Origin of the sequence: Streptomyces sp. NPDC002838 (genome assembly GCF_040295365.1) — a bacterium.
Lineage (GTDB): Bacteria > Actinomycetota > Actinomycetes > Streptomycetales > Streptomycetaceae > Streptomyces.
Genome location: NZ_JBEOVF010000003.1, coordinates 335,847 through 353,628, shown reverse-complemented (window position 1 = coordinate 353,628; position 17,782 = coordinate 335,847). Strand labels below are relative to the sequence as shown.

16 protein-coding genes are annotated in these 17,782 nt (G+C 73.9%); all 16 read left to right on the top strand.

Annotated features, from left to right (window positions below):
- Positions 1–44: 44 nt before the first annotated feature.
- Positions 45–1,019 carry an acyl-CoA thioesterase gene (locus ABT063_RS06495; protein WP_351056052.1) on the top strand — a complete coding sequence of 325 codons (975 nt, stop codon included), beginning with the start codon at positions 45–47 and terminating at the stop codon, positions 1,017–1,019.
- Positions 1,016–2,260, top strand: coding sequence for a beta-ketoacyl synthase N-terminal-like domain-containing protein (locus tag ABT063_RS06490; protein WP_351056051.1), 1,245 nt, complete (start codon positions 1,016–1,018; stop codon positions 2,258–2,260). The genes ABT063_RS06495 and ABT063_RS06490 overlap by 4 nt, the downstream gene beginning before the upstream one ends.
- The gene (locus ABT063_RS06485) at positions 2,257–3,393 is read left to right on the top strand and encodes a beta-ketoacyl synthase N-terminal-like domain-containing protein (RefSeq protein WP_351056050.1); all 1,137 of its coding nucleotides are present in this window, start codon (positions 2,257–2,259) and stop codon (positions 3,391–3,393) included. Before ABT063_RS06490 ends, ABT063_RS06485 begins: the two co-directional genes overlap by 4 nt.
- A complete protein-coding gene (locus ABT063_RS06480; RefSeq protein WP_351056049.1) occupies positions 3,377–4,192 on the top strand; it encodes an SDR family oxidoreductase in 816 nt (271 codons plus the stop codon). Before ABT063_RS06485 ends, ABT063_RS06480 begins: the two co-directional genes overlap by 17 nt.
- 95 nt (positions 4,193–4,287) lie before the next feature.
- Positions 4,288–5,406: a beta-ketoacyl synthase N-terminal-like domain-containing protein gene (locus ABT063_RS06475; RefSeq protein ID WP_351056048.1), complete on the top strand. Its 1,119-nt coding sequence runs from the start codon at positions 4,288–4,290 to the stop codon at positions 5,404–5,406.
- Between the two features lie 4 nt (positions 5,407–5,410).
- Positions 5,411–5,998: an acyl carrier protein gene (locus tag ABT063_RS06470; RefSeq protein ID WP_351056047.1), complete on the top strand. Its 588-nt coding sequence runs from the start codon at positions 5,411–5,413 to the stop codon at positions 5,996–5,998.
- Positions 5,995–6,450, top strand: coding sequence for a 3-hydroxyacyl-ACP dehydratase FabZ family protein (locus ABT063_RS06465; RefSeq protein WP_351056046.1), 456 nt, complete (start codon positions 5,995–5,997; stop codon positions 6,448–6,450). The genes ABT063_RS06470 and ABT063_RS06465 overlap by 4 nt, the downstream gene beginning before the upstream one ends.
- Positions 6,447–6,950: a 3-hydroxyacyl-ACP dehydratase FabZ family protein gene (locus tag ABT063_RS06460; RefSeq protein ID WP_351056045.1), complete on the top strand. Its 504-nt coding sequence runs from the start codon at positions 6,447–6,449 to the stop codon at positions 6,948–6,950. The genes ABT063_RS06465 and ABT063_RS06460 overlap by 4 nt, the downstream gene beginning before the upstream one ends.
- Positions 6,951–6,971: 21 nt before the next feature.
- Complete coding sequence (gene fabG / locus ABT063_RS06455) at positions 6,972–7,718, top strand: 3-oxoacyl-[acyl-carrier-protein] reductase (protein ID WP_351056044.1); 747 nt, start codon at positions 6,972–6,974, stop codon at positions 7,716–7,718.
- Positions 7,715–8,458, top strand: coding sequence for a 2-hydroxychromene-2-carboxylate isomerase (locus ABT063_RS06450; protein WP_351056043.1), 744 nt, complete (start codon positions 7,715–7,717; stop codon positions 8,456–8,458). Before fabG ends, ABT063_RS06450 begins: the two co-directional genes overlap by 4 nt.
- Positions 8,459–8,781: 323 nt before the next feature.
- Positions 8,782–12,411 carry an AMP-binding protein gene (locus tag ABT063_RS06445; RefSeq protein ID WP_351056042.1) on the top strand — a complete coding sequence of 1,210 codons (3,630 nt, stop codon included), beginning with the start codon at positions 8,782–8,784 and terminating at the stop codon, positions 12,409–12,411.
- The gene (locus ABT063_RS06440) at positions 12,408–14,249 is read left to right on the top strand and encodes an acyl-CoA dehydrogenase family protein (RefSeq protein ID WP_351056041.1); all 1,842 of its coding nucleotides are present in this window, start codon (positions 12,408–12,410) and stop codon (positions 14,247–14,249) included. The genes ABT063_RS06445 and ABT063_RS06440 overlap by 4 nt, the downstream gene beginning before the upstream one ends.
- A complete protein-coding gene (locus ABT063_RS06435; RefSeq protein WP_351056040.1) occupies positions 14,246–14,548 on the top strand; it encodes an acyl carrier protein in 303 nt (100 codons plus the stop codon). Before ABT063_RS06440 ends, ABT063_RS06435 begins: the two co-directional genes overlap by 4 nt.
- Before the next feature lie 13 nt (positions 14,549–14,561).
- Entirely contained in the window at positions 14,562–15,545 is a 984-nt protein-coding gene (sbnA, locus tag ABT063_RS06430) for a 2,3-diaminopropionate biosynthesis protein SbnA (RefSeq protein WP_351056039.1), read from the top strand.
- Between the two features lie 6 nt (positions 15,546–15,551).
- Entirely contained in the window at positions 15,552–16,898 is a 1,347-nt protein-coding gene (locus tag ABT063_RS06425; protein ID WP_351056038.1) for a condensation domain-containing protein, read from the top strand.
- Positions 16,895–17,701: an FkbM family methyltransferase gene (locus ABT063_RS06420; protein WP_351056037.1), complete on the top strand. Its 807-nt coding sequence runs from the start codon at positions 16,895–16,897 to the stop codon at positions 17,699–17,701. The genes ABT063_RS06425 and ABT063_RS06420 overlap by 4 nt, the downstream gene beginning before the upstream one ends.
- The last annotated feature ends 81 nt before the right edge of the window (positions 17,702–17,782 follow it).

Sequence of the window (17,782 nt, the reverse complement as noted above, 5' to 3'; positions counted from 1 at the left end):
GCTCACCCCTTTCCGCAACTCCACCTCTACGCACCGGAGTCGATGTGACCACCCACACCGCTGACATCGAGGCCTCGGTCCTCGCCCTGAAGGAGCCCAGCTCCCTGGAGATCCGCCCCCGCTACGAGGGCTCCAACATCTGCACCTGGATCGGGTTCAAGCATGTCAACTACCTGGTCGAGGAAGCGGTACTGAACCACCTCAGGCAGGCCGGACTCGCCCCCGGCACGATCTACGAGGTGTACGGCCTGTGCACGGACATCGTCGACATCGACACCCGCATCCTGCACGCCTTCCACATCGACGACACGGCCGTCGCCGAGGTCGGGCCGCATCGCAGGGCCAAGGACGACGAGCTGCTGTTCGCCGTCACCCTGCACGTGCGGCGCGAGAGCCTGCTCAAGGCCGTGACCTCCACCGTCCGCGTCCAGCTGCGCCTCGACCCGCGCGGCGGCGGCGAGCAGCCGGTGCCGGCCGCGCTCGCGCCGTTCGCGGTCGACCGGCTCGCCGCGACGCCCGGCTGGACGCCGGAGCCCGTCGAGGCCGACCTGTCCGCCGACGACCTGGTCAAGGAGCTGACGGCCGGGCGCAACGCGTACGCCTGGAAGTTCCGCATCCCGTACTGGTACTGCCACTTCACCGAGCGCCAGCAGATGTCCGGCTATCTGCGTCTGATGGAGGAGGCCAAGGACCGGCTGGTCGCCGACCGCGGCGTGTCCATCAAGACGCTGCTGGACGAGCAGAACTGGATCCCGGTGGTACCGCACTCGCGGATCACGGTCCTCGACGAGGCCCGCATGGAGGAGGACCTGTACGTCGTCCTCACCGTCGAGAGCGTCTTCAAGGGCTTCACCTACGACTCCCGCATGGACACCTACGTGGTGCGCGACGGGAAGCTGGTGCAGACGGCGACCGGCCGGATCACCCACGGCTACGCGGTGATCGAGAACCGCCGCGACTGGTCCCTGGTGGCCTTCGACGACCGCATGAACGCGGCCCTGGAGGGCCGGTCGGCATGAACCGCGAGGCCGAGGTCGTGGTCACCGGGGTCGGCGCCGTCACCTGCCACGGTGCGGGTGCCGACACCCTGTGGCGGGCCATGACGGCGGCCGGCACCCGTCTGCCCGACCGGCCGGCGGACCCGCTCGCGCGCATGGACTTGCCGCTGATCAGCCTGGTGCCCGACCTCGGCCCGGCGGACGACGACCCTACGGCCGACCGGGCGACGCGGTTCGCGTCGCTCGCCGCCGCTGAGGCGCTGGCCGACGCGGGACTCGACGCCGGGGCGCTCGCAGCCGCCCGTACGGCCGTCGTGCTGGGCAGTTGCATGGGCGAGCCCGGCGCCAACGAGCGCGGGCGGGGCGACGACGGCGGCTGGACACCGCCGTTCCGCCTGGCCACCGCGCTCGCCGCCGAGCTCGGCCTGTTCGGCACGGTCCACGACGTCGGCAACGCCTGCGCGGCCGGGGCGTACGCCCTCGGCATCGCGGCGGACCTGGTGCGCGCGGGCGCGGCGGACGTGGTGATCGCGGGTGGCTCCGACGCGTACTCGCGGGTGGCGCTCGGCTGCTTCAACCGGCTCGGCGCGGTGGACCCGGAGCGCTGCCGGCCCTTCGAGAGCGACCGGAGCGGGACGGTGTTCGCCGAGGGTGCGGGGATCCTCGTCGTGGAGTCGGCGGCGCATGCCCGGGCACGGGGTGCCCTGTCCGGTGACGGAAACGGCAGGGACGACGACAGCGGCGTGCTGTGGCTGTCCGGAGTCGCGTGGAGTTGCGACGCGGATCATCCGACGGCGCCGCGGGCCGACGGCGAGCAGATCGTGCGGGCGATGCGCGAGGCTGTGGGCGGCGCGCCCGACGACATCGGCTGCGTGGTACCGCACGGCACCGGCACCCGGCTCAACGACGTTCTGGAGAGCCGGCTTTTGCACCGTGTCCTCGGGGAGCGCGCCCCGCAGGTGCCGCTGTACAGCCTCAAGGCGCTCGTCGGCCACGCGGGCGGGGCGTCCGCCGCGCTGGCGGCGGTGGCCGCCGCACTCATCCTGCGCCACGGCACCGTCCCGCCGAACGTCCCGCTCAAGGAGCAGGACCCCGAGTGCGCGGTCCTGCTGCCGCAGGACGAGCCGACGCCGTTGCCCCCGCAGGCGCGGCGCGTGCTGGTCAACGCCTACGGGTTCGGCGGGAACAACGCGTCGGTGGTGCTGGCCGGCGGCCCGGACGCGGTAGGGCTCGGATCGGGGAAGGGAGGTGCGCCGTCATGAGGGATGCCACGACAGATGCCCCGAGGGATGTCCTGACGGATGTGTCCGCCGACGAACTCGTCGTCACCGGCGTGGGTGTGGTCACCCCCTGGGGCGACTCGCCGGAGGTGGCTGCGGCTGCGGGCGGGGTGCCGATGACGGATGCCGGCAACTGGTTCGACCACCGGGAGCGGCTCGGCCCGCGCGGCTACAAGTACCTTCCGGCGGCGGCCCAGTACGCCCTCGCCGCGGCCCGGGGCGCGCTCGCCGACGGGGGCCGGCCCGACGCGGTCCCGGCCGACCGGCGCGGGCTGCTGCTCGCCACCAACGCCGGGCTCGCCGGCCTCTTCGACGTCATGGACGCCACCGTCGCCGAGTCGGGTGCGGGGGGCATCTCTCCCGCCTCGGCCCCGTACTTCGCGGTCAACGTCCTCGGCAACCGGCTGGCCGTCGAACTCGCCCTCAACGGCTTCGCACTGACCGTCGCCACGGCCCGTACGGCCGCGCTGGACGCGCTGTCCACCGGGACGCTGGTGCTGGCGTCCGGCCGCGCCGACTCGCTGGTCCTGGCGGTGGCCGAGGAAGTCGTCCCGGGCGACCGGGGCGGTGGGGGCGAGCAAGGTGCCGCGGTGCTCACGCTGGAGTCCCCCGCCATGGCCCGGGCACACGGCTCGCCGGTACGGGCGACGCTGCGGGCCCGCTCCCTGTTCGTACCGCCCGCGGCCCTGGCCGACCCGGCGGGGCGGGCCCGTGCCGACCGCGCCCTCGCCGCAGCGCTGGCGGGGCCGGCCGCCCCGGGGGGCCGGCCCGTCACGGTCCACCTGGACCTGGACGACTCCCCGGTCGCCGAGGCGGTCGCGGCCGCGGTCACCGCCGTACCCGGTCGGCGCCCGGCCCCGCCCACCGTCGGCCCGCAGCAGGCCGACCCGTCGCCGGCCCCTGCCACCCCCCGCGTCGGCTGCCTCGGACCCGCCCTTGCCGTGGCGCATGCCGTCACCGCACGGGACCAGGGCGAGCGGCTGGTCGTCTGTGCGACCGGTGCCGGGCACGTCGCGCTCGTGCGGGTCTCCCCCGCAGCCGTACCGCCGGCACCTCCCGCGTCTGCCGAACCGTCCCACCACACACAGGAGTCAGAGCATGCTGAAGTCGCTTGAGGGGAGCTGGTGCCTGGTTCTCGGGGCCTCCAGTGGGATCGGGCGGGCCATCGCCCTGGGGCTCGCCGAGGAAGGCGTGCACGTCGCCGGGGTGCACTTCGACACGGCGGCACGGGCCGAGGAGGTCGAGGAACTCGTCGGCGACATCCGCGCCAAGGGCGTCGAGGCGCACTTCACCAACGCCAACGCCGCCTCCCGGGGCACCCGTGAGGAGCTCGTCCCCCGCCTCGCCGAACTGACCGGCGCCACCGGCGGCGTCCGCATCCTGGTCCACTCACTCGCCTTCGGCACCCTCGTGCCGTTCCTGCCGCGCGCGGGCTGGGACAAGCGGATCACCTCGCGCCAGCTGGAGATGACCCTCGACGTCATGGCGCACAGCCTCGTGTACTGGACGCAGGACCTGCTCGCGGCGGGCCTGCTGCGCGACGGCTCGAAGGTGTACGCGATGACGAGCGCCGGCACCTCCCAGGCGCTGCCCAGCTACGGCGCGGTCTCGGCGGCCAAGTCCGCCCTGGAGTCCCACGTCCGCCAACTGGCCTGCGAACTGGCCCCCAAGGGCGTCGCGGTGAACGCGCTGCGCGCCGGCACCACCGTCACGCCCGCCCTGCAGCGCATCCCGGAGCACGCCGGCTACATCGAGCGCGCCGCCGAGAACAACCCACACGGCCGGCTGACCCGCCCCGAGGACGTCGCGGACGCCGTCGCGCTGCTCTCGCGCACCGAGTCCTCCTGGCTGACCGGCAACACCATCGGCATCGACGGCGCGGAACTGCACGCCGCTGCCGGGGCCTGGGGCTGACCACACCCCACGGCCCTCACGACCTTCTCGACCTCCACGCCCCCACCTCCACGACCTCCAACCTCCACGACCTTCACCGACAGGAGCAGACAGCGATGAGTGTCAGTCTTGCCACCGGGGCGGACCCGGACACCCTGGTCGTATCCGGCTGGTCGGCCGCCTCGCCGTACGGGCTCGGTGCCGAGGCCTTCGCCGAAGGGGTGCGGGGAGGCCGGGACGGCGTACGTGCCGCGGACGACGACCTGGACCTCGGGCCCTACGAACGAGCCGGGCGCGTACCGGACTTCGACATCAGGGCGGTGCTCGGCCGCAAGGGCACCCGGGCGATGGACCGGGCCACCGCGCTCGCCGTCGCCACCGCCGGAATGCTCCTGGAGCAGGCCGGCGGCGGGCTCGCCCAGGACGACCCGGAGGCCGTGGGCATGGTGCTCGGCACCGGGCACGGCAGCGTGCAGAGCATCATGGACTTCACCCGGGACTCCCTCACCGGCGAGAAGCCCTTCCACGTCGACCCGGCCCTGTTCCCGAACACCGTGATGAACCGGGCCGCCGGCCAGAGCGCGATCTGGCACACCCTGCGCGGCCCCAACACCACGGTCGCGGGCGGCGCCCTGACCGGCCTGCTCGCCCTCAACTACGCGGCCCGGCTGCTGCGCCGGGGCCACTGCGAGGCCGTCCTGTGCGGCGCCGTCGAGGAGTTCTCCACGGAGCGTTCCTGGCTGGAGTACCGGGCCCGCACCGGGGGCCCCCACCAGCAGCCCACCGGTCCGCTCGGCGAGGGCTGCGCGCTGTTCCTGCTGGAACCGCTCGGCCGGGCCCGCGCCCACGGCCGCACCCCGCTCGCCTCGCTGCTCGGCAGCCGCTTCCTCGCCTTCCACACCCCGGAGCGCGCCCACGACGCGGTCGTACGGGCGGTCACAGAGGCCCTCAAGGAGGCCGACGTACGGCCCGACGAGGTCGCTCTGCTGGTGCCGTCCGACAGCGGCGGTCCGCTCGGCGGCCGCGAGGACGCGGCGCTCGCCTCGGTCTTCGGCGAGCACCGGCCGCCCCGGCTGCGGCTGCGCCGGCTGATCGGCGACCTGGGCGCCGCCTCCGCCTCGCTCCAGCTGGCCGCCGCCGTCACCGCGACGGAGGCGGACCGGCCCGTGCTCGTCACCTCGATCGACCCCGACGGCCAGACCGGGGCGGTCGTCCTGCGCCCCGGTGCGCGGTGACGCGGTGAGCGCCCTCGACGCGGGGCCCGAAGAGCGCCGTACGAATCTCGCCGCGGCCGCGTGTCACGCGGCGGCCTCGACGGAAGCCGGCCCGATCCGCGCGGCACCGCCGGGCCCCGGCGCGCTCCCCCGCCGGCCGGCGCTCTGCGGTCCTACCGCCCTCCCGCACCCGAGAGCCCTCCCGCACGGGTGGGTGTGCTCCGGGCCGCCGCCGCGCCGGGCCACGGCCGCCGTCCGGCGCGGCGCGTACCGGCTGCGCCGCATGCTCGTCCACCTCTCGCACTTCTCGTACGCCAACCACCATCCGGAAGGACGCGTATACCCCATGACCGACACCACCACCGCACCCGTACTCGACAAGGAGCAGCTGCGTGACCTGGTCGCCGACGTCCTCGACCTGGACGTCGCCGAGGTCACCGACGACGCCCACTTCACCGAGGACCTGGACGTCGACTCGCTGATGGCGCTGGAGATCACTGTGCGCCTGGAGAAGGAGTACGGCGTCAAGCTCGCCGAGGCCGAACTGGCCTCGATCACCTCCCTGCGGGGCACCTACGAGCTGCTCGACCGCAAGCTGCGGGAGAACCGGTGAGCGCCGCCACGCCGCTGGGCGACCTGGAGCTGATCCGCACCGGCCCGACGGGCGCGGTCACCGCCTTCGACGCGCCGGAGGACGACCCGGTCATGGCCGGACACTACCCCGGATTCCCCGTGCTGCCCGGTGTGTTCCTCATCGAGGCCGCCGACCGCACGGTCCGCCAGTGGGCCAAGGACAACCCCGTCGCCGAGCCGTCCGGCGAGGCCACCGGCACCGGGGAGGTGGAGCTGGTCGCCATGGACCGCTGCCGCTTCCACCGGCCCGTCTTCCCGGGCGACCGGGTACTGGCCGACGTCGAGGTCACCGACAACGCGGCCGGGTTGCTGTTCAAGGCGGCCATCGCCACCAACCGCGGCAAGGTCGCCGACATCCGGCTGCGCTACCGCGTCCGGGACGGCCGGGCCGCCGAGGCCGCCGACCAGGAGCAGGAAGAGGGCACCTCGTGACGGCGTACGGCATCGACCGGATCAAGAACACGATTCCGCACCGGGGCCAGATCCTCCTCGTGGACCGGGTGTCCGACGTGGTGCCCGGCGAGAGCCTGACCGCGTACAAGGCGGTCTCCGGCAACGAGCCCTGCTACGCCCGGCTCGGCCAGGACGCGGCCGCCGCCGACTACGCCTACCCCACCTCGCTGGTCATCGAGTCGTGGGCGCAGTCCGCCGTGGTGCTGTCGGTGTGGGAGAACCCCAACCCGGACGTGCTCGCCGGGAAGGTCGAACTGGCCGGTTCCATCAACGAGGTCACGATCGGCGCCCGCGCCCACCCCGGTGACGTGCTGGAGCACCGGGTGCGCCTGGTGAAGTCCGTGGACGAGACGGCGATCCTCGCGGGCGAGACGTACGTCGGCGATCGCCAGGTGCTCGGGATCGGGGCGTTCGTGGTGGCGCTGCGCCATGTCGACGAGCTGCGTCCGGCGCCGGAACGCGCCCTGCTGAACGCCTGAGGACCCTGAGGAGAGAACGTCATGTCTGTACAGAACGACAAGGTCGCGCTGGTCACCGGGGGTTCGCGGGGCATCGGCCGCGCGGTCGTCGAACGGCTGGCCCGCGACGGCTACGACATCGGCTTCTGCTACCGCTCCGACGAGCAGGCCGCGGCCCTGGTGGCGAAGGAGGTACGCGAGCTGGGCCGCCGGGTGCTCTCCCGGCGGGTGGACGTGACGGACCGCGCCGAGGTGCGGGACTTCGTCACCGCGGCCGAGGAGGAGCTCGGCCCGGCGTCGGCCGCGGTCACCTCGGCCGGCATCACCCGCGACCACCCGCTGGTGCTGATGCCGGACGAGGACTGGGACGCGGTGCTGCGCACCAACCTGGACGGCACGTACAACCTGTGCCGGGCGGTGGCCTTCCCGATGATCAAGCGGGGCGGCGGGGCCGTCGTCACGCTCTCCTCGGTGGCCGGGGTCGCGGGCAACGCGGGCCAGACCAACTACTCGGCGTCGAAGGCGGGGATCATCGGCTTCACCCGGTCCCTGGCGAAGGAGGGCGGCCGGCACGGCATACGGGCCAACACGGTGGCGCCCGGCTTCATCGACACCGACATGACCTCGTCGCTGTCGCCGAAGGTGGCCAAGGAGAAGCTGGGCCGCATTCCGCTCAAGCGGTTCGGCAACCCGGACGACGTCGCCTCGCTCGTCTCCTTCCTGGTCTCCTCCGAGGCCTCGTACATCACCGGCCAGGTCTTCCAGGTCGACGGCGGCATCGCGCTGTGAGCGGCACGGCGGGCGGGCGCCGCCGCACCCGGCGGCCCCCGCGCTTCTACTTCTCGCTGCGCAGCCCCTACTCCTGGCTCGCCTACCGGGACCTGCTCGACGGGCATCCGCGGGTGGCCGCCGCCCTGGAGTGGGTGCCGTTCTTCGAGCCGGACGAGCTGAGCCGCAAACTGCTCGACGAGGCCGGCGGGTCCTTCCCGTACACCCCCATGAGCCCGGAGAAGCACCGCTACATCCTCCAGGACGTGCGGCGCCTGGCCGCCGAGCGGGGGCTGTCGCTCAGCTGGCCCGTGGACCGGGAGCCGGTGTGGGAGGTACCGCACCTCGGCTATCTGGCCGCGGCCCGGCACGGCAGGGGCTCCGAGTACATCGCGCTCGCCGCCCGGGCCCGCTGGGAGCTCGGGCAGGACATCTGCGACCGGTCGGTGATCGCGGGCTTCGGCGCCGAACTCGGTTTGGACGAAGAGGCGTTGGCCGGCGCTTCAGACGATCCCGGACTGCGTGCCGAGGGCGTGCGGGTGCTGCTGGAGATCCAGCGCGACGGCGTCTTCGGAGTGCCCTTCTTCGTCGACCACTACGACAAGTACTGGGGCGTCGACCGGCTGCCCGCCTTCGTGGCGGCGCTCACCGGCCGCTCCCCCGAGCTCGCGGAACCCCCGGAACCCCCGGGCGACCCGGAGGTTCCGCTCACCGAGCCCGAGCGGTCCGTCGACGACGGCCACGCGGGCGGCTGCGGCTGAGCCGCCCCCTCCGGCCGACCGCATCCGGGCTCGCCGTACGCCACCGCTTCCCCCCTTGGTGGCGTACGGCCTCCACGGCCGCCGTACGCCACCGCCCCCCGGTGCCGTACGGCGGTCGTCGCCTTGCCGGCGCCCAGGACGAGGTGGCGGCCGCCCGTTTCGATCCGATCCGCCGATCCGATCCACCGATCCGCCGATCCGCCCTCCCTCGCGATGCCCGAAAGGCCGCATATAGGTGCCGCATAGCGGGCGTCGGTTGGGTGGACCACATACCGCTGCTGTGCGACCGCGGCTCAACCAGCCGCAGAGGGTGAGTAGTTGGGGTGACCGACTTCGAGAGCTTCGTCAGCGCGCTGCGCCGTAGGGCCGCGCGGATGCCCGCGCACAGCGCTGTCCGTTTCAGCACCGGGACGGCCGAGGAGAGCCTGACCTACGCGGAACTTCACCGGGGCGCACGGGCCGCGGCCCAGTGGCTGCGCGGACGGGTGGCGCCCGGCGACCGGGTACTGGTGTCCTGCGGACCCGGCACCGGGTTCGTCCGCGCCTTCCTCGGTTGCCTCTACTCGGGCGCCGTGCCCGTCCCGGTGCCGCTGCCCGGCGGGTTCGGGCGCCAGGAGGCCCGTACGACGGCGATCGCCGCGGACACCGGGGCGCGGCTGGTGCTCACCGACGAGGCGAGCCTGCCCGCGGTGGAGCGCTGGCTGGATGGCGAGCGGGCCGCGCTCGCCGGGACGGCCGCCGCCGCGGTGGAGTCCGCCGAGCGCGCGGGGGATGCGGCGGCCTGGGCCGAACACGCCGTGGACGCCGGTGCGTTGTGCTTTCTGCAGTACACCTCAGGGTCGACCAGCGACCCGAAGGGCGTGATGGTCCCGCACGGGGCGCTGGTGCACAACCTGCGGCTGATGCGCGACAGCCACGGCTGGCACGGCGGCATGACGTGGTGCAGCTGGCTGCCCGCCCACCACGACATGGGCCTGATCGCGATGATGCTCGCCCCGTTGTACCTGGGCGGAACCGCGGTGCTGATGTCGTCGACCGAGTTCCTCAAACGGCCGGTCTCCTGGCTTCGGCTCATCGACCGGCACAAGGCCGACATCAGCTGCGCGCCGAACTTCGCGTACGACCTGTGTGCGCGCCGCCTGACCGAGGAGCAGACCGCCGGGCTCGACCTGTCCCACTGGCGCTACGCGTGCAACGGCGCCGAACCCGTCGACGCCGCGACCCTCGCCCGCTTCGCGGAGCGGTTCGCGGGCGCGGGCTTCTCGGCACGCGCCCTGCTGCCCGGCTACGGACTCGCCGAGTCCACGCTCTACGTCTCCGGCACGCCCGTCGACGAACCGCCGACGGTACTGCGCGCGGACGCGCGGGCGCTGGCCGGCGACCTGGTGACGGAGACGGCGGAGACGGCGGTCGGGTCCAGTGGCGCGGTGCAGACGTTGGTGAGCAGCGGGGTGGTGCGCGGGCTGGACGTGCGGGTCGTGGATGCCTCCACGGGCGTGGTGCTGCCGGACGGACGGGTCGGGGAGATCTGGATCCGCGGCGACAGCGTGGCACTCGGGTACTGGAGCCGGCCCGAGGAGACCGAGCGGACCTTCCACGCGGTGACCGCCGACGGCGAGGGACCGTTCCTGCGCACCGGCGATCTGGGGGCGCTGCGCGACGGCCACCTGTATGTGACCGGCCGCCTGAAGGAAATGATCATCGTGCACGGCCGCAACCTGTACCCGCACGACATCGAACGCGAACTGCGCGACGTCGACCCGGCCTTCGGCGACCTGCCCGCCGCGGTCTTCGCCTCCCGGCCCGGCGGCTCCGCCACGGAGGAGATCGTCGCCGTCCAGGAGATCCGCAGTCGCGGGGTCGCCGCCACCGCCCTGGCAGCCCTCGCCCGCACCGCCCGGGCCCGCCTGGCCCAGCGCCTCGGCGTCCGCGTCGGGGGCGTGGTCCTCGTCAAGCCCGGCCGCGTCCAGCGCACGACGAGCGGCAAGATCCAGCGAACCCTGATGCGCACGCTGTTCGAGCGAGGCGAACTCGCCGTACTGCACGAGGAGCTGTCACCGCAACTGCGCACGGCGTTCCGCGCGGACGGGCCGCCGACAGGCGAGCACCCCGGCGAGCGGCCCGCCGCGGCCTCGCGCGAGTTGAGGGTGCCCGAGGCGGACGGGGGCGGCCCGTGGGAGCCGTACGCCTTCAGCCGGGAGTTGGAGCGGCGGCTCGGGGATCCTCGGGGCGAGGGGCGGGTCTTCTCCTACCGGGGCAGTGGCGAGGCGGACCGGGCGGAGGAGTTTCCGGTGGCGGTCTGGCGGGAGCTGGACGCGCTGGGGGTGGCCCGGTGGTTCGTGCCGGCGCGGTACGACGGCGGGGAGTTGCGCAGTGCGGAGGAGCTGTCGCAGCTGATCCGGGTCCTGGCCCGGCGTGACTTCACCGCCGCACTCGGGCACGCCAAGACCTATCTGGGCGCCGTCTCCGTCTGGGTCGCCGGCCGGCCCGAACAGGCCGAGGCGCTCGCGCGACGTGTGTGCGAGGGCGCCGTCGTCTCCCTGGCGCTCACCGAGCGGTCCCACGGCAGCGACCTGCTCGCCGGAGAGCTGCGCGCCGAGCGCACCGCGCGCGGGTGGCGGCTCGACGGTGAGAAGTGGCTGATCAACAACGCCACCCGGGCCGACCTCGTGTGCGTCCTGGCCCGTACCAGGCCCGACGGTGGCAGCCGCGGTTTCAGTCTGTTCCTCGTCGACAAGGCGCGGCTGGCGCCCGGCGCCTGGCGCCCCCTGCCCCGCGTCCCCACGCACGGCGTGCGCGGCGCGGACATCAGCGGCATGGCCTTCGACGGCGCCGAACTCCCCGCCGACGCGCTCGTCGGCAAAGAGGGCGAGGGCCTGGAGATCGTCCTCAAGGGCTTCCAGATCACCCGTACGCTGTGCTCCGCGATGTCGCTCGGCATGACCGACCACGCACTGCGCATCGCCACCGGCTTCGCCCGGGCCCACCGCCTCTACGGCCGCCCTCTGGCCGAACTGCCGCACGCCGCCCGGACCCTCGCCGAGGCCTACGCCGACCTGCTGGCCATGGAGGCCGCGAGCCTCGTCGCGACCCGCTCCGCGCACACCCTGACCGAGGAGCAGAGCGCGGTCTCGGCGGTGGTGAAGTATCTCGTGCCCACCCTCGGCGACGAGGCCATCGGTGCGCTGCGCGGACTGCTCGGCGCCCGCGCCATGCTGGTGGAGGACTTCGGCGACGGCGCCTTCCAGAAGCTGGAGCGCGACCACCGGATCGTGGGCATCTTCGACGGCAGTACGGCCGTCAACCTCAACTCCCTGATCAACCAGTTCCCGGTGCTCGCCCGCGGCTACCGCAAGGGCCTCACCGACCGGGCCGGGGTCGCGGCCGCCGCCCGGCTCGACGGTCCGCCGCCGGAGCTGGACCACGGCCGGCTCACGCTGTACGCCCGCTCGGGTTCCAGCGTGGTGCAGTCGCTGCCGGAGGTTGTGCGCCGCGCCGAGGAGCTGGCCCCACCGTCCGTCGCCGAACGCGCCGTACGACTGCTCGCTCTGGCGGACGAGGTGCACGAGGAACTCACCGCCCACCGGCACAGCGCCCGCGCGGTCCCGGAGACCGCGTTCGCCTCCGCCGGCCGGTACGCCCTGGTGTACGCCGGCGCCGCGAGCCTCCATCTCTGGCTGGAGAACCGGGACGGTGCCGTGGCCGACGGCCCGCTGTGGCAGGACGCGGCCTGGCTCGACGCCGTCCTCGCCCGGCTGCTGTGCCGCCTGACCGGCATGCCCGACCTGGACGACGTCGACGGACCGGCCCTGGACGCCCTGCTGCCCGCCCTGCACGCCCAGCACGAGCGGGGGGATCTCTTCTCGCTGCTGCACTGTCCGCTGGGCGAGGCCGCCACCGGCACATCCACCGACCACCCGACCCCCACCGCCTCAACCAAGGACGCGGCATGACCGACCTGTTGACCACGGATGCCACGAGTGCCACGGGCGCCATGGAGGTCCCCGCGGACGGCACCCGGCGCGAGTCCGCCCTGGAGCGCCTCGACCGCCTGGAGGCTCTGCTCGGCGACCCGTACGGGCCCGCCAACCCGCTCGGCCTGACGGCCGTCCTCGCCGCCGACGAGCGCGGCGAGCTGCTGCCGGAAGGGGAACGCGCGCTGGCCGCGTACGGGCTCGGGGCCGAGTTCGTGCCGGCCGCGCTCGGCGGCCGCTTCGAGCGCGCCGACCGGTTCGCGCTGCTGATGCGCGCGATCTTCCGCCGGGACTGCGCCCTGGGCATCGGCCACGGCGTCACCAGCTTCATCGCGGGTCTGCCCATCTGGGCGGACGGGAGCGCCGAGCAGCAGCGCCGGGCGGCCGAACTGCTCCGCGGCGGCGGCCGGATCGTCGCCGCCTACACCGAGCTCGACCACGGCGGCGACTTCACCCGGATCTCGCTCGCCGCGCGCCCCGCGGCCGGCGGCGGCTATCTGCTGGACGGCGGCAAGCAGCTGGTCAACAACATCGGCCGGGCCGAGGCCGCCGTGGTCTTCGCCCGCACCGCCGAGCGCCCCGGCAGCCGCGGCCACTCCCATCTGCTGGTCGACCTCGACGCCCTTCCGGCGGGGCACGTCGACCGCTCCGCCCGTTACCCGACCTCGGGCGTCCGCGGCTGTCTGCTGGGCGGTGCCCGCTTCGACTCCTGCCCCGTCCCGGCCGACGCGCTGCTCGGCGAGGAGGGCGGCGCCATGGAGACGGTCCTCAAGGTCTTCCAGGTGACCCGCTGCGTGCTGCCCGGCATGGTCGTCGGCGTCGGCGACAGCCAGCTGCGCACGGTCCTCGCCTTCGCCGGGGAGCGCCGGCTGTACGGGGCGCCGGTGAGCGCGCTGCCGCTGCCCCGCTCCGTCCTCACCGACGCCTTCGTGGACCTGCTGATCTGCGACGCGCTGTCCGTGGTCGCCGCCCGCACCCTGCATCTGCGGCCCGCTGAGGCGAGCGTGCGCTCGGCGGCGGTGAAGTACCTCGTGCCCAAGCTGCTCCAGGAGAACTCCTACCGGCTCGGCGTGGTGCTGGGCGCCCGCAGCTATGTACGCGAAGGACCGTACGCGGCCTTCCAGAAGGCGGCGCGCGACCTGCCCGTGGTGGCGCTGGCGCACGCGAGTGGCGCGGTGTGCCTGGCGAACATCGTCCCGCAGCTGCCGCGGCTCGCCGAGCGCGCCTGGCTGCCCGCGCTGGACGGCACCGCCGCCCCCGTCCCCGACGACGAGGCGCTGTTCCGCCTCCACGACCCGCTCCCCCCGCTGGACTTCGGCCGGCTGGAGCTGACCACGCGCGGGACCGACGGCCTGGCCGCCCGGCTCCCGGCGTTCGCCCGGGATCTGGCCCGAGAGGCCGCCGACCGCCCCGGCCTCGCCGAACTCGCCGGCCTGGCCGCCGAGTTCAGTGACGCACTGGCCGACCTGGCGCGCCGCAGCGCCGCCCTGCCGCCGCTGGAGCGGACCCCGGTCGCCGGGCGCCGTTCCTTCCTGCTGGCCGAGCGGTACGTACTGCTGCTCGCGGCCGCCGCCTGCCTGGGCGTCTGGCGGGCGGCCGAACCCTGCGACGGTTTCCTCGCCGACCCGCTGTGGGTCACGGCGGCGCTGCGCCGGCTCGCCGCGCGGCTGGGCCCGCGCCGCGGGCCGCAGTCCCAGGAGGCCGTCGAGGCGCTCTTCGGCGAGCTGTCCGCACGCCACGACGCCGCCCGCACCTTCGACCTGTTCCGCACCCGGCTCGCCCCGCGGGCCGTACCCGCCAAGGGAGTTACCCCATGACCGAAGCCACCGTCACCGCCTCCGCCGCCAACGGGGCCGCCGCCCCGGACGACGTCACCTCGCCGCAGGCGATCCGCCGCTGGCTCGTCGACCGGGTCGCCTACTACCTCGAGCGCACCACGGCCGAGATCGACGAGGGCACCGAACTCGCCGAGATGGGCCTGGACTCCGTGTACGCGCTGACACTGTGCGGCGACGTCGAGGACCGCTTCGGCCTGGTCGTGGAACCCACCATGGCGTGGGACCACCCGACCATCGACGCGATCACCGCTCATCTCGCCGCCGAGCTGGCCCGGTAGGGGGCGGCCGGCCATGCCCGAGAAAACGTTCCCCGGCATTCTGTCGACCGTGGGAAACACCCCGCTCGTCGCCTTCGAAAGACTGCTGCCGGACTTCGACTCCCGGGTCTTCGGGAAGATCGAGAGGTTCAATCCGGGCGGCAGCATCAAGGACCGTTCCGCGCTCGGCATGCTGCTGGGGGCGATCCGCGGCGGCCAGGTGGAGCCCGGCCGTTCGGTGATCGTCGAGTCCAGCTCCGGCAACCTCGCCGTCGGACTCGCCCAGATCTGCAGGTACTTCGGACTGCGCTTCATCTGCGTGGTGGACGGCAAGACCACCGAGCAGAACCTCGCCATCCTCAAGGCCTTCGGCGCCGAGGTGGAGGTGGTGACCGAACGCGACGAGCTGACCGGCGAGTTCCTGCCGGTCCGGCTGCGCAGGGTGCGCGAGCTGGTGGACCGGCTGCCGGACGCGTACTGGCCCAACCAGTACGCCAGCAGGCTCAACCCCAAAGCCCACGAGACGACCATGCGGGAGATCGAGGAGGCCCTGGACGGCAAGGTGGACTACCTCTTCTGCTCGGTCAGCACCTTCGGCACCCTGCGCGGCTGCCGCGACCACATCCGGGCGCGCGGCCTGGACACCACGATCGTCGCCGTCGACGCGCTGGGCAGCGCCATCTTCGGCCTGGAGTCCACCCAGCGGCTGATCCCCGGGCACGGCGCGTCCGTGGTGCCGCCGCTGATGGATCCCTCGGCCGCCGACGAGGTGGTGCACATCTCCGACCTGGAGTGCGTCGCCGCCTGCCGCCGGCTCATCGACCGGGAGGCGGTGCTCGCGGGCGGCTCGTCCGGGGCCACCGTGGCCGCGCTGTGGAAGATCAGGCACCGCATTCCCGAGGGCTCGAACTGCGTCCTCGTCTTCCCCGACGGCGGTGACCGCTATCTCGACACCATCTACTCGGACTCCTGGGTTCACGAGAACTTCGGCGACGTCTCACACCTGTGGAAGGACTGATCGTCGATGCTCATGTCCACCGGCCAGGAGGCACTCTGGCTCGCCCACCGGATCGACCCGGACAGTTCCGCGTACAACGTCGTCCTCGCGGTACGGCTGCGCGACCGCGTCGACACCGGCGTCCTGCGGCGGGCGCTGACCGCGCTCGCCGCCCGGCACGAACTGCTGCGCTCCCGCTTCCCCGCCACCGACGACGGGCCCGTACGGCTGCTCGCGGCACCCGAGACGGTGCGGCTGGACGTGCGGGAGGTACCGGACGCCGACGAGGAGACGCTGTTCCGGCTCGCGCAGCGGGCCGGCGAGGAGCCGTTCCGGATCGCGGAGTCGGGGGCGTTCCGCGCGGTGCTGCTGCGCCGGTCGCCCGCCGACGCGGTGCTGGTCACCGCCACCCACCACCTGGTCAGCGACGCCACCTCGCAGTGGCTGCTGGTGCGGGACCTGTTCGCCGAGTACGGCGCCCGCACCGGGCGGGACGCGCCCGTCGCCGGCGCGGTCACGCCCTGGGACGAACAGGTGCGGGCCGAGCGGGACTTCGTCGCCTCGCCGCGTGGGGAACGGGCCGCCGCGTACTGGCAGGGCATCTGCGCCGGCCTCCGGGCGGCGGAGCTGCCCACCGACCGGACGCGGCCGGCGCAGCGCACCCTCAACGGCGCCACCCACGAGCTGGAGCTCGACCCGGCGGCGGCACGACGGCTGCGGGAGAGCGCCGCCGAGCGGGGCCTGACGCCGTTCGCGTGGCTGCTCGGCACCTTCCAGTCCGCCCTGCACCGCTCCGGCGCCGGGGACGGCTTCCTCATCGGCTGTCCGGCCACCACACGGTTCACTCCCGGCACCCGGGAGGCGGTCGGCTACTACGTCAACGCACTGCCGGTCGCCGGACGGTTCACGCCCGCGACGACGCTGCTGGAGGTCGTCGAGTCCGCGCAGCGGCAACTGCGCACCGGGATGGCGCACGCCCGCTACCCCGTCGAGCTGCTGGACGGAGGGCCGTCGCGCGGGCCGCTGTTCCGGATCTCCTGCACGCTGGTGGCCGCGGACCGGCTGCCGGTGCCCGGACTGTACGAGGGGCCGGTGCGGCTCGGCGGACTGCGGGCCGAACTGTGCGACGTGCCGCAGCAGGAGGGACAGCTCGACCTGACCGTCGAGGTGCTCCAGGGCGCCGACGGCTTCCGGGCGGTGCTCCGCTACAACACCGACCTGTTCGAGGCGGCCACCGTCGAGCGGTTCGGGGACATCTGGCGACGCCTGCTCGACGTGTCCCTCGACGCGCCCGGCACCCGGGTGACCGACGTCGCCCTCGTCGCCCACGACGACCTGGCCTTCCTGCTCGCGCTTGGATCGGGTGCGGCATGAACGCCCCGGGGGGCGCCGGCCCCGACCTCGGCGAACCCCTCCGCCAGCAGCTGCCCGACGGACCCGCCGTATGGTGCTCCAACGGCCCCGCGGCGGTGGCCATGTGGCGGGAGATGCTGCCGCCGGGGGCGTACGACCGTGCGGCGCGGGGGCTGCGGGACGGGGACACGGTCGTCGACATCGGCGCCAACATCGGGCTGCTGTCGGTGCTCTGCGCCCGTACCCGGCCCCGGATCCGGGTCGTCGCGGCCGAGCCGGCGCCCGCGCTGCACGCCTGCCTGGTCCGCAACCTCGCCGAGCACGCGGCGCCGGGCTGGGCGGCGGAGTGCGCGGCCGTCGCGGACCGCCCCGGCCGGCTGCGTTTCACGTACTACCCCGAGGCCCCCGGCAACTCCGGCCTGCACGCCGACCGGGCGGCCGACGACGAGATCACCCTGACTTTCCTGCGCAACAGCGGCGTTGACCCCGACGACGCCGTCGAACTCGTCGAAGGCCTGCACGAGGGCGTCGAGTTCACCGTCCCCGCCGTCACCGTCTCCGACCTGTTGCGCCGCCACGCCGTCCCGCGCGTCGACCTCCTCAAGGTCGACGTCGAACGCGCCGAACTGGACGTCCTGCGCGGCATCGAGGACGAGCACTGGCCGCTGGTCCACGCGGTGGTCGCCGAGGTCCACGACGAGTCCGGCCGGCTCGCCGCCGTCCAGGATCTGCTGCGTCGCCACGGCTTCACGACCGAGGTCCACCAGGATCCCCTCCTGGCGGGCACGGACCTGTACGAGCTGGAGGCCGTACGGCAGCGCTGACCCCGTCGGCACCGGGCCCCGCCACGCCACCGACGGCGCGGCGGGGCCCCTTGCGTCTCGCCCCTCCTCCTCCCAAGGGAC

What these genes read in the sequence shown, in the direction of transcription:
- ABT063_RS06490 (WP_351056051.1), top strand. Translation starts at nt 1,016, where the DNA reads ATGAACCGCGAGGCCGAGGTCGTGGTCACCGGGGTCGGCGCCGTCACC.
- ABT063_RS06485 (WP_351056050.1), top strand. Translation starts at nt 2,257, where the DNA reads ATGAGGGATGCCACGACAGATGCCCCGAGGGATGTCCTGACGGATGTG.
- ABT063_RS06480 (WP_351056049.1), top strand. Translation starts at nt 3,377, where the DNA reads ATGCTGAAGTCGCTTGAGGGGAGCTGGTGCCTGGTTCTCGGGGCCTCC.
- ABT063_RS06475 (WP_351056048.1), top strand. Translation starts at nt 4,288, where the DNA reads ATGAGTGTCAGTCTTGCCACCGGGGCGGACCCGGACACCCTGGTCGTA.
- fabG (WP_351056044.1), top strand. Translation starts at nt 6,972, where the DNA reads ATGTCTGTACAGAACGACAAGGTCGCGCTGGTCACCGGGGGTTCGCGG.
- ABT063_RS06440 (WP_351056041.1), top strand. Translation starts at nt 12,408, where the DNA reads ATGACCGACCTGTTGACCACGGATGCCACGAGTGCCACGGGCGCCATG.
- ABT063_RS06435 (WP_351056040.1), top strand. Translation starts at nt 14,246, where the DNA reads ATGACCGAAGCCACCGTCACCGCCTCCGCCGCCAACGGGGCCGCCGCC.
- sbnA (WP_351056039.1), top strand. Translation starts at nt 14,562, where the DNA reads ATGCCCGAGAAAACGTTCCCCGGCATTCTGTCGACCGTGGGAAACACC.
- ABT063_RS06425 (WP_351056038.1), top strand. Translation starts at nt 15,552, where the DNA reads ATGCTCATGTCCACCGGCCAGGAGGCACTCTGGCTCGCCCACCGGATC.
- ABT063_RS06420 (WP_351056037.1), top strand. Translation starts at nt 16,895, where the DNA reads ATGAACGCCCCGGGGGGCGCCGGCCCCGACCTCGGCGAACCCCTCCGC.